The organism is Virgibacillus indicus (assembly GCF_002266285.1).
Classification (GTDB): domain Bacteria; phylum Bacillota; class Bacilli; order Bacillales; family Amphibacillaceae; genus Virgibacillus_K; species Virgibacillus_K indicus.
The window spans coordinates 133,336-144,634 of record NZ_NPMS01000009.1; the positions used below are offsets into that span (position 1 = coordinate 133,336).

An 11,299-nucleotide genomic window follows, 5' to 3' on the forward strand; every position below is an offset into this window, starting at 1 on the left:
ATTTACCTCTCTTTTCCTTTAATGAATTGCTCAAACTGTTGGCGAAACTGCTCTTTTAGTAGCGGAGACACTTTCTTAGCCTCTTCTTGCCATTTCGCCATTTCTTCCAGATGTGATTCCTCCTCGTCCCCGTAAGCCGCAATCTCACTAAGCATTGGTGGATAAGGATGTTCCATGATGTATGCAGAAAGATTTTTCATTACTCCTTGATAATCCATTTGCTTTAGGTTCGGCACTAACATCTTGGCTTTCCGCTTCGTCAAATCAAACCGTGGATACATTTCATTAATCGTCTGCAATACTTCTAACGCTTCTTCTTTTATCATTTAAAAATCCTCCTTTAAAAGTTCCGTAAACAAATCTTCATGGGATTCTTCATTTGGCTTTTGCTTGCGAAACGGAATGAGTTTCTTGTTCTTTTCCAATTCTTTTTCAAGTTCATAGGTCTCTACTTCTTCCAACGTCGCGAGTCCTGCCTGCTTCCAATTCTGCAAGATTTTCTCCAGATAGCTGAAGGTTCTTCCTCCCTTTTTCACACTTTCCCGAATTGCTTCTACTACAATTTCTTCATCGAATACCCTAGCCCATGCCAGTAATTCATCTTCAATCATTGGGGTTAGCTTATTCATATTTTCTTCATAGCTTTTAAAAAGCAAATTTACTTCGCGCCCTTCCCCCCTGCTACTACTCTTTTCTTTTGAATTTTTTACTTTATGTATGGTCAAGTTTGGGGTCGAAGTTGGAGTCAGCTCCCGGGTCATTTCTTGGGTCAAGTGTGGAGTCAACTTCTCGTTATTCGTAAAAGAAGAATAATGCTCAATTGCTTGATGTAACGGGATCATTTCATAAATTGGCGCTTTGTTCAGGTGACCTTTTTCATAACGGATAAACCTGCGTTCCAGCAGCTTCTTTCTTGCATTGATGACACCCTGTTTAGATAGACCAGTAAATTTCATTAGTGTAGAAGTAGGTGCATTGAAAATACTTCTTTGCCCGAGTCTGTTTCCGATATTCATCAGCGTATGCCAGAGCACAATTTCTCCTGTAGTTATGTGATTCAGCATCATCCAATCCATGAAAAAGTTTTTGTCTTTGTGAAAATTGAGTACAGTCATTTTTACATATCTCCTTTAGATTTATTAGATACACGGGGACGGTTCTCGTGTTGCAAATAAAGCAACACAAGAAACAAAGCGAAACGGGAGAACCGCCCCCGCGTTTAACCCGCGTTGCAATGCCAAAAAGGCAAATTGCTGCTTGAAAGTTGTTCCTTTCAAATTCAGCAATTCACCATTCTTACATGCTTTCCAGCAGCCATTTTTCCAGGACATCTTCTAAAAAGAAGATTCTGCCGCCAATTTTGATATGGGGGATCTTTTTTTCTTTTACAAGATCATAAATCGTGTCTTTATGCAGTCCCAGATAGATCGCTACATCTTCAACAGACATTGTTCGTTTTTCCATAACGTTTTCCTCCCTTCACGTATATAATCGAAAGGAGTAAACATTTGGGGGTGAAAAGGCGGGAATTTTTGTAAAAGAATTTGTTTGTGGGGTTTTAAAGGTAATTGTTGGTTCCCCCATTATTTTTTCATTTTAGTGTAGCGGAGGTTTGTTATTGTTTGACTTTGGTTTCATTTCCAGCCAAATGTGGTATAATATAATTAGAAATTGAATAAATTAAAAAGAGCCCAGCTGTAACTGGACTCTTTGGATAAGCGGTTCCCCCAGAGGGATCGGCTACTCTTGCGAATAGACCTCTCCCAATAACTTTTGACTGGTAATGGGGAGGGTCTATTTTTTATTATTGATCATCGTAATGACCAATGCGAGTAATGCAATCAGCAAGGTACCGAAGCTTCCCAGTACCATCAAAACCTCATACATACCCATAGGCATCACCCCCAATCTAAAAAGGGATTAGCCGACCGCCCCTAAATGGAACATTATCTAATGAAAGCATAACACAGATAAGTAAAACGTACATTCTATTTTATAATCTCTGTAAGAAATTTTAAAGTGATTTAATACCCCATTGATCCAGTTATGCTGTAGTGGTTTCATTTCCTGCTAAATATGGTATAATATAATTAGAAACTGAATACATTAAAAAGAGCCCAGCTGTAACTGGACTCTTTGGATAAGCGGTCCCCCCAGAGGGATCGGCTACTCTTACAGAATAGACCTCTCCCAAAAACTTTCTAGGGTCAATGGGGGGTCTATTTATTTTTGATCATCGTAATGACCAATGCGAGTAATGCAATCAGCAGGGTACCGAAACTCCCCAGTACCATCAAAACCTCATACATACCCATAGGCATCACCACCTTTTTTAAAAAAAGGGATTAGCCGACCGCCCCTAAAAGAACATTATCCATTGATAGTATAACACAGATAAACGAAACATACATTCGTTTTTTGTGATTGCTGTTGTGTTCCGTTATCGGGATAACTTTTCAAAGTACTGCTTTCCTGCTAATTTATTCCGGAATCTCCTCATAAGCCAGCTTCCTAATGATATCCTCATACTCCGGATATTTTGCCAAAAGATCTTCCTGCGTAAATAATTCAAAATCCTGAAATTCAAACCCTGGCGAAACCATGCATCCTACTAAAGAGAATGTATCATCTTCCATCACCGAAGATCCAAAGATAGAATTTTTCAGAACCAGCGCTTGCGGTACCTCCCCATTCTCCAAATCCAGACCTAATTTGATTTCCTTCTATTCTCCATTCTCATCGATACTATGAATGGTTAAAGAACTGCCAGCGTGATAGTACCATAATTCATCCGATTTCAAACGGTGAAAATGAGAGATATCGTTAGAAGTCAATAAAAAGTAAATACTCGTATAAAGCTTTCGTTTCCCTTCAAAATTAACCGTTAGTTCCCCATCAGAGGTTTGTTCTTCCGATGCAAATATGCTTTTATAATAACCACCTTCCGGGTGTGGCGTAAGGCCGAGTTTCGATACATAATAGTTTGGATCACTGCTAGTCATTGTGAACACCTCCATTTTCGATAGATTTTACAGCAAAGTAATCAAAAAGCCCACCAGCATAAGTTGATGCGGATTTTTTCTTTTCTCGTCATGCCTTTATTTTCCCGAATCCGTACGACATATTCCTTGTAAAAAGACGTGCCTTTGAACCAGTTTTCCACCCGTTTGGAACTTGTACAAAAGCAAAAGGCTGCAAACAAGAAAAACGGCCCAACCGGCAGTACAGTAAGTACTACACCAGCAACACCGATTCCAAACGAAATAAAACCTAAAATAACGAAAATAATGCTTTTTATATTATTTATGGTGATTTACCTTACTTTATTAATAATCTTGGATGCATGCAAGCTACTGCTGCTGCTGAGATAATTATACATGGAAATCGGCTTTAAATTAAAGGAACGAGACTGAGGGCGGGACAGAGAGGAAAGTATCCACTCACGCATAATTTTTGATTGCCTGAGAAGAATGAAGTCGCGGGGCTAGTGCGCCCCCTTGGGGATTCAATCTTTCACATTCCTTTAAATTTATTTTTACTCTTCGTCTATCTTGGAATAAAACAATACTTCTTCAACGAAAAAAGGATTTTTAGATACTTTCCCCCTCCCCACTGAAGAAGCTTTTGTGGTGCAGCGGTCAGTCCCCCACTATGCTAAAGTATTAGCGTAGTGGGAGACTGACCCTTTTACACACCGATGTAGACCTTAAATTCCTTTTGAAGAAATTAGGATCTTTTATACCAACATGTATAGAAATAATAAATAACCGCAATCTAAATAGTAATTACATTTCACACTGGAGAGTGCTATGGCAAATCAAATCAGTATTCCACAGTTCTTTTTTATTTTCCTTTTAAGTACCGGCCTAAGCAATCACGTTCTGATTGTTCCTTTAATTATTGATGCTGCAGGGCGTGATTCATGGATAAGTGTAATAGTTGGTTATTTGATAAGCATTCCTTTTCTTTTATTATTGCTGGCAGTAACAAAGCAACTTAAAAACACCTCTGTTTTTGAATGGTTAGAAACTAATTATAGTAATACACTTCGGAAGATAATAGCATTATTACTTTTTATTTTTTTAATTATAACTGGTTTTATTACCGTAACGGAAACTGTTTCCTGGACAAACGATACATATTTGCCACATACACCAATGCTAGTCGTGGCATTCGCAATTCTTGCTGCATCATTATATATTTCGGGGAACATAAAAGTGATTGCCATATGCGCTGGCCTAATTTTACCCTTTGTAGTTGCCTTTGGAATATTTGTTGCGGTCGGCACGATTCCCGCCAAAAACTATTCACTTATTCTGCCAGTACTTGTTGAAAATGACTGGATGGATGTTTTGAAAGGCTCACTTTTTATATTTGGCTCGACTACAGAGATATTTATGCTTATTCTGCTCCAGCACCATATCATAAAAAAAGTAACATTTCGCCATTTATTTTTACTTTCTTTCTTTTTGTTCATTTTAACAATTGGACCGTTGCTTGGAAGCATGGCTGTCTTTGGTCCTGAAGAAGCTGGAGAGTTAAAATATCCCGCATTTCTTCAATGGAGGATATTAAGTATCGGTCAATACTTTAACCATTTGGACTTTTTTTCCATTTATCAGTGGCTCTCCGGTTCTTTTATTCGTTTAGCACTGATATTGTATTTAATTAAGGAAACATTCAAATTTAGAAAGCCCTTTATTATACAGGTAATTGTCTGCATTTTGTATTTATTACTCTTATTGGCTCCAATATCTGATGAACAGTTTTTTGTGTTTTTAAAAGATTATTTTTATCTGGGAACTAGTTGTTTTGCAATTTTAATGATTGTATTTATGTTTCTCCTTATAAAGAAATCCAGGAATAGGGTGTCAGCAGGTGAAAAATAAAAAAACGGATGCTAATATCACGTATTTTAAAAATCTTTTCCAGCATTCTTCTGATATAAAAATTATCAGAAATCAGGTATTAAACGAAAAAAAACTGGAAGATTTAATTCTGATTTATTGTGAAGGATTAATAAACAGTGATTTATTAATTGATAGTCTTGTGCCTGATATACAAAGATCCTATACATTGAATGGAATTAAGGGATTAAAGGCATTGAATTACTCAGAAACAACCAAATTTGTTAAGAATGACCCGTCAATTGATACGGTTATACATGAAAAAGTATTTAGTGGATATACAGCCATTTTAATTAACGAAATCATTTTCTTTTTTAATACAGCGAATCCTCCTAAGAGATCACCTGAAGAATCAACAACGGAAGTATCTGTAAAAGGACCCCGGGATGCGTTTGTCGAGGACATTACCTCAAATATTGCATTAGTGCGCAAACGATTAAAAACGGATTCTATGGTTACGAAATCGTTCACGGTTGGAAAAAGAAGTAATACTAAAGTAAGCCTTGTCTATATGACTGATATTCAAAATAATGAAATTATAAATGAGGTTACTGAACGGATAAAAGCCATTGATATAGATGTATTAATTAGCGATAATCAATTAGTTGACATGATTTCAGATACTAAATATTCGCTATTCCCTTTACTGGAAAGTGATTCTCGACCGGATGGTGTTGTAGGCAATTTGGCAAGGGGAAGGTTTGCCATTTTTATTGATAATGTACCTAATGTCGTTATAGGGCCAACTAACTTTGGATTATTTTTGAACACAGCCGAGGACGAGCATATCCCATTTTATTATGCTTCTTTTGGAATGCTTCTTCGAATTATTGGATTGATATTGGCTATATTCCTTCCGTCTTTTTGGGTTGCATTATCAGCATATAATGTGGACCAGATTCCTTTTTCCTTACTAGCCACAATCGGTGCTTCCAGGTTAGGGATCCCATTTAACACAACCGTTGAATTATTATTAATGATTTTGCTTTTTGAGCTTTTTCGTGAAGCGGGTGTAAGATTGCCAAAAGCTGTAGGTCAAACAGTTGCAGTAGTAGGTGGATTAATTGTGGGTGATGCAGCAATCCGGGCTGGATTAACTTCTCCAACCATGCTGGTAGTCGCAGCCACTGCTTCTGTTGCAACTTTTACATTAGGTAATCAATCCTTGTTTGGAACCGTCACTATTCTAAGAGTATTTTCCATACTTTGTGCCAGTGTTTTGGGCATGTATGGATTCTTTCTTAGTTTATTTCTGACTATAGGATATCTTGCAAAACTCAAGTCATTTAACATTCCATATTTAAGTCCTGTATCACCGTTTACTAAAGGGGATTTTTCTAAATCGCTGTTAAAGGTTCCTGTAATCAAACAAGATAAACGTGCAAGAATATTAAAAACACAGGATGCTGACAGACAAGGGGAGAAGTGAGTTGTATAGATACAAAGCATTATGGATTGGAGTTATTCTGTTAGCAGTACTTACCGGCTGCTGGGACGAAAAAGAAATAGGTGAGATTGCTTATGTAACGGCTATAGGTATTGATTATAAAGATGAAAACTATATACTTTACGTACAATTACTGGATTTTTCCAATGTAGCAAAACAAGAGGGGCAGAAGAATTCGGAAAGTGCACCTTTGTTTGTTGGAAAAAGTTCAGGAAAAACGTTTCATGAAGCAGTAAATAATTTATATAAAACATCACAACAACCTTTGAATTGGGGTCAAATAGGATCTATTATTTACTCGGAAGCAGTTTTAGAAAAGGGAATTGAGACAATTCAACAGTCAATTCAGAGAAATCCAGAGTTTCGATTCACCCCATGGATGTTTGGAGCAAAGGGATCCATTGAAGAGTTATTTGCTGTTTCCGGGTTTTTCCATTTACCACCTGTCTATACAATTATGTATCAGCCTGAAGATACTTATAAGGTTTATTCCTACATCAAACCTTTGCGTATGTATAATTTTTTTTCTATCTATAATGCCCCTGGAGCGACGGCTGTTCTGCCGTCAATTACGGTAGACAAAAATGCCTGGCGTAAGTTTGGTACGGATGAGCAACCTAAGAAGACGCTGCGAATAAACGGAGGCTTCCAAATTACTGAAGGGAAGTATCAGGACTGGATGTCATATGAGGATCTAACTGGGGTTAGATGGGTAGAATCAAAAACAAACATTACACCAGTAAAAATTATTGATAATGAAAAGGAAATAGGAATCGTGGAAATAACTAGCCCTTCAGCACGTATTAAACTAATAGGCAATGAAGGGGAAGCAAAATTCGAAATTAAAATAAAAGCTAAAGGGATAGTAGCTGATTTACGGGAAGAACTGAATCAGAGTAAAATAGAAAGTCTTGTAAAAAAACAAATTAAAGAAGAGATTAGAACTACGTATCAAAAAGGATTAGAAAAAAATATCGATATCTATAATTTAAAAAATAAATTATTTCGAAACGGGGTTAACTCTGAAAAGCTAAAGAAGGTTCAACTTTCAGAAGATAGTTTAAATAAAATCACAGTTGATTTCCATCTTGAAAGCAGCGGGATTCTTGATTAATGTGAGCAATCGGGCTTTCTGCAAAATTTAAATAAACTTAACTCCGAGTGATTAATCAGATGGGATAAACAGAGGCATTCCCCCACTGTGCTAATGCTTTAACACGGCGGGCATAATGAGGCCCCCTTTTACAATGGGATGATGATAAACGACTCACTTGCGCTGATAAACTAACCGATCCCGATAAAACAAAGCATGCAACCGTTGATAAACAGCACAAGCCCCGGGTAAACAGCTGTTCACACAATGGTTCGCTGATTAAAATGACTGCTGCGCCGATAATCGACTCATTTACGATGATAAGCAGCACGAATCCCGAGCAAGCTGCTGCTCAGATAATCTTTCCCGAAAACAAAGCTACTTTTTAAACACAGTTTAACATCATCTCAAATCCACAGCCGGTGAACTTTCTTCTCCCTTTCGAATCTGCAATCATATCCAGCCATTTAATATCCGCTTCTAAATGAAGCAATGCTCCTTCAATCAGCAGTTTCATTACCTGAACGCATCGTTTGTTTTTTCAGTGATACACGGAGACGGTTCTAGTGTTGCAAATAAAGCAACACAAGAAACAGATATTTTAGTTCTACACAATACTGAGTGAAACGGGAGAACCGTCCCCGCGTTTACATAATAGTTTGGATCACTGCCAGTCATTGTGAACACCTCCATTTTTGATAGATTTTACAGCAAACTATTTACTTTCTCTACAACAGTTTCAGGATTATTGTCATCCAACAAAAAAACACCGCTCCTCTTATATTTAATAAATGGAATCAGGGTTTCTTCGATTTTAATTATTATTTCCGCAAAATCTTCTCCATCGCTTTTCCCTTTGCTAACTCATCGATCAGCTTATCTAAATAGCGAATTTCCTGCATGGTTGGTTCTTCGATGTCTTCCACTCGGACCCCGCAGATCACACCTTTGATCAAAGTCCGCGATGAATTCAGTTGGGGAGCTTCTGCAAAGAAGGTCTCAAAGTCTGTCTGTTTTTCGAGTTGCGCTTCTAACTCTTCCTGACTATACCCTGTCAGCCAGCGGATGATTTCGTCGACTTCTGTTTTCGTACGTCCTTTTTTCTCCGCCTTCGTAACATAATGGGGATAGACTTTTGCGACACTCATTGAATAAATCTTATGTTTGGTCATGGTACATCCTACCTTTTATGTTTTTCTTAATTATAGTATCTAAAACAGTCTAGTTCAAATGCCGTTATCTAAAGTATACTTTTTCACAACCTCCATACTGCTTAAGGAAATTTTCAATAATTGTCATTATATTGTCCTTTGTTCATCGTTCTACGAGCGTTTTTTCCGAACTCTATATCTCAACACAGTCTTTAATTTAGCTGGTTCCACTTTTCTTATATCAGAAAGGTAGATTTCTTTATGTGTTAGCGTAATTCTTTCCAAGTCGTTTACACTTAGGAATTCATCCATCTTTTCAAAGGTTCGCGGTTCCTCATCATAGGAACCGACATGCAGCATTTGTACAGATAATCCTTCCTCCAAAGAACCAAATGAAACATCATCTAATAACGGATGAGGCTTCTTTTTTCTTACGTGTGCAAATGCCTTTTCCACAACATCTTCTGTCACAAAGTCAGGCTGCCGAATCATAATCGTGTACAACAACTCATCTTTAACGAGCTTGTCTGCTTTCCTGCCTTCATCAGTTAGATCCCAAATACCTTCCAAAGGATAGACTGTGTATTCGAAATATCCTTCTGGAGTCCATCCTTGCTTAGGCATCATGCGAACCGCATATGCCAACGAATAAAGTGCGCCTATTTTTTCAGAAAATGCTTCCTCATTCGGATTTCCTTTTCCCTTAAGCATAAAATACTTCTGTTCCGGCACGGTTATTAATTCAGGTTTTTCTTTTGGCACATACAATTGCTTCTCTTTTTTTCTCCATTCATGTTTCAAGCCAGGTTTACCTCCTTTTTAAAAGGACTAGATGCTTATCTTCATCACTTCTCCAAATAATCCTTTAACGCATCCAAATCTTTTGCACAGGCTTTCTTAAAGGTTCCTGCCATCAGCTTTCCAAATAGTTTTGTCAAGCCAGTAAGCCCTTTTATCTCACCATCAAGAGTAATTTCTGAGTATTCCCCTGACGAAGTGATTCGGTATGTAAAAATAAATTCTCCTTTGCCCGTTGTTCCTTTCGTTCCATCACAGCGAAGTACAATTTTTTCTGGTTCATTAAATTCGACTACCTCAAAATGTTCCGTAGCCTCTTTACCAAACATCTTTCGTGTTTCCTTCCACTCGCTCCCAGCTTTCATTGGTCCATCGTCCAAACGCTCCATTCGCACCAGCCCTTGCATCCAATGGTTAGCAGCGTCGAGATCTAGTAAACTATTGAATGCTTTTTGCTTGGATACTTGAATCGTTCGTTTCACTTCAAAATGAATACTGATGTTGACTGCCTCCTTAAAAATCCTTTTCTAAATTATAGCACAAGCTGTGAAAGCCACTATTTAACTTTACAGGCAGCTTCACCATTTATCCATGTTATTCCGTAATCCAGAATAGCATGGATATTTTTGTTCATATTATGCTGTAATTAAAAGGCTCGGAGTCAATCGATATTTTTTATGTAATAAATGTCGAGTATTCTAAAGAGCGCTTTGCTATGATGTATTCATGAAAGGAGGGATATATTGTTAAAGGAATTAAACCTTGTGATTGATTATATTGAAGATCGTTTAACTGATGATCTTTCTCTTGAAAGAATTTCTGAATATGCTGGGGTTTCCGATTATCATTTCCGAAAGATATTTTTTTACCTTTCAGGGATGACGCTAAGTGAGTATATTAAAAACAGAAGATTATCGGAAGCGAATAAGGAATTATTGCGAGGTGAAAAAGTTACAGATGTTGCTTTTAAATATGGCTATCAGTCCGTGGACGGCTTTACGAGAGCATTTAAGAAATGGAGTGGTTGCCTGCCCTCAGATGTCATAAAAACAGGGGTAACCAAGTCATTTCCCAAATTTTCATTTGTAATAACTGTTAAAGGAGGAACTGCTATGGAATTTAGAATTGAAGAAAAGCCAATGTTTAATTTAGTCGGTGTGAGCAAACGGGTTCCGATGCAATTTGAAGGTGTTAATAACGAGATTGTAAAGCTTGCTGAAAGCATAACGGAAGAACAAAGAGAAGAAATGCATTCCCTTCAGAATTTAGAGCCTTATGAAATTGTTAATGCTTCGTATGACGCTGACGCTCATTTTTTAAAAGAAGAGGGAGACTTAACTCACATGATCGGTGTTTTAACGACTGAAAATAAGATAAGTGATCGATTGGATAAAGTGCCAGTCGAAGCCTGTACCTGGGCAATCTTTCCAAATGAAGGACCATTTCCATCTGCGCTGCAGGAAACAATGGCAAAAACGTATTCAGAATGGCTTCCTTCTTCCGACTATGAAGTGATTCATGCACCATCCTTTTCTTTTACTAAAATGGACGTATATAAAAAGGATTACGCTTATAGTGAAGTTTGGATTCCTGTCCGGAAGAAATGAAATCGTCTGGGAATGATGAAGAATAACACAGAAACGAAACCTTTGAAGAGCAATGCGTTTAATGGTAACGGGTTCCTTTACCTATCGCAAAACTTGAAATTACACTATTAAATATGCCTAAAATTGCATAACGAATTGTACTGTATTTTGCAGTAACATTTGTAATTAAAATCGAGTAGGAGGGGGTGACTAACCCCCGACCTCTCACACCACCGTACGTACGGTTCCGTATACGGCGGTTTCATTTAGGTCCAACGCATGGTCTGATATCGCTTGGATAGACTCTTCAACCCTTG

At 37.6% G+C, this 11,299-nt stretch carries 14 protein-coding genes and 1 pseudogene; 4 read left to right on the forward strand and 11 right to left on the reverse strand.

Features of this window, described 5'->3' with window-relative positions; translation table 11 throughout:
• Positions 1-2 precede the first annotated feature (2 nt).
• The 7 genes and pseudogenes from CIL03_RS16280 to CIL03_RS16300 form a co-directional block, all read right to left on the reverse strand.
• Positions 3-326 carry a replicative helicase loader/inhibitor gene (locus CIL03_RS16280; RefSeq protein ID WP_094886944.1) on the reverse strand — a complete coding sequence of 108 codons (324 nt, stop codon included), beginning with the start codon at positions 324-326 and terminating at the stop codon, positions 3-5.
• Positions 327-1,115, reverse strand: a complete 789-nt coding sequence (locus tag CIL03_RS16285) for a DnaD domain-containing protein (protein ID WP_094886945.1) — start codon at positions 1,113-1,115, stop codon at positions 327-329.
• A gap of 181 nt (positions 1,116-1,296) precedes the next feature.
• A complete protein-coding gene (locus CIL03_RS16290) occupies positions 1,297-1,464 on the reverse strand; it encodes a helix-turn-helix domain-containing protein (RefSeq protein WP_094886946.1) in 168 nt (55 codons plus the stop codon).
• Between the two features lie 330 nt (positions 1,465-1,794).
• Complete coding sequence (locus tag CIL03_RS20175) at positions 1,795-1,893, reverse strand: putative holin-like toxin (RefSeq protein ID WP_240508102.1); 99 nt, start codon at positions 1,891-1,893, stop codon at positions 1,795-1,797.
• A 326-nt stretch (positions 1,894-2,219) separates the two neighbouring features.
• A complete protein-coding gene (locus tag CIL03_RS20180; protein ID WP_240508104.1) occupies positions 2,220-2,315 on the reverse strand; it encodes a putative holin-like toxin in 96 nt (31 codons plus the stop codon).
• Positions 2,316-2,480: 165 nt separating this feature from the next.
• Positions 2,481-3,002: pseudogene (locus tag CIL03_RS16295) on the reverse strand (cupin domain-containing protein).
• Positions 3,003-3,043: 41 nt separating this feature from the next.
• Complete coding sequence (locus CIL03_RS16300; protein ID WP_338061896.1) at positions 3,044-3,313, reverse strand: DUF454 family protein; 270 nt, start codon at positions 3,311-3,313, stop codon at positions 3,044-3,046.
• A 496-nt stretch (positions 3,314-3,809) separates the two neighbouring features.
• Here CIL03_RS16300 and CIL03_RS16305 point away from each other — a divergent pair, with 496 nt between their 5' ends.
• Genes CIL03_RS16305 through CIL03_RS16315 form a run of 3 tightly spaced genes read left to right on the forward strand, consistent with a single transcriptional unit; the run spans position 3,810 to position 7,468 of the window.
• Positions 3,810-4,889, forward strand: coding sequence for an endospore germination permease (locus CIL03_RS16305; protein WP_094886948.1), 1,080 nt, complete (start codon positions 3,810-3,812; stop codon positions 4,887-4,889).
• Positions 4,879-6,336: a spore germination protein gene (locus tag CIL03_RS16310; protein WP_165767987.1), complete on the forward strand. Its 1,458-nt coding sequence runs from the start codon at positions 4,879-4,881 to the stop codon at positions 6,334-6,336. The genes CIL03_RS16305 and CIL03_RS16310 overlap by 11 nt, the downstream gene beginning before the upstream one ends.
• 1 nt (position 6,337) lies before the next feature.
• A complete protein-coding gene (locus CIL03_RS16315) occupies positions 6,338-7,468 on the forward strand; it encodes a Ger(x)C family spore germination protein (protein ID WP_165767988.1) in 1,131 nt (376 codons plus the stop codon).
• Positions 7,469-7,832: 364 nt separating this feature from the next.
• Here CIL03_RS16315 and CIL03_RS20290 read toward each other — a convergent pair whose 3' ends face one another.
• The 4 genes from CIL03_RS20290 to CIL03_RS16330 form a co-directional block, all read right to left on the reverse strand.
• Positions 7,833-7,964, reverse strand: a complete 132-nt coding sequence (locus CIL03_RS20290; protein ID WP_276282962.1) for a hypothetical protein — start codon at positions 7,962-7,964, stop codon at positions 7,833-7,835.
• Positions 7,965-8,268: 304 nt separating this feature from the next.
• On the reverse strand, positions 8,269-8,619 hold the full coding sequence (locus tag CIL03_RS16320) for a DUF2200 domain-containing protein (protein ID WP_094886951.1): 351 nt from the start codon (positions 8,617-8,619) through the stop codon (positions 8,269-8,271).
• A gap of 150 nt (positions 8,620-8,769) precedes the next feature.
• Positions 8,770-9,399, reverse strand: coding sequence for a GyrI-like domain-containing protein (locus tag CIL03_RS16325; protein WP_094886952.1), 630 nt, complete (start codon positions 9,397-9,399; stop codon positions 8,770-8,772).
• Positions 9,400-9,443: 44 nt separating this feature from the next.
• Complete coding sequence (locus CIL03_RS16330; protein WP_240508106.1) at positions 9,444-9,878, reverse strand: SRPBCC family protein; 435 nt, start codon at positions 9,876-9,878, stop codon at positions 9,444-9,446.
• Positions 9,879-10,139: 261 nt separating this feature from the next.
• Between CIL03_RS16330 and CIL03_RS16335 the strand changes: the two genes are divergently transcribed.
• On the forward strand, positions 10,140-11,003 hold the full coding sequence (locus CIL03_RS16335; protein ID WP_094886954.1) for an AraC family transcriptional regulator: 864 nt from the start codon (positions 10,140-10,142) through the stop codon (positions 11,001-11,003).
• Positions 11,004-11,299: the final 296 nt, after the last annotated feature.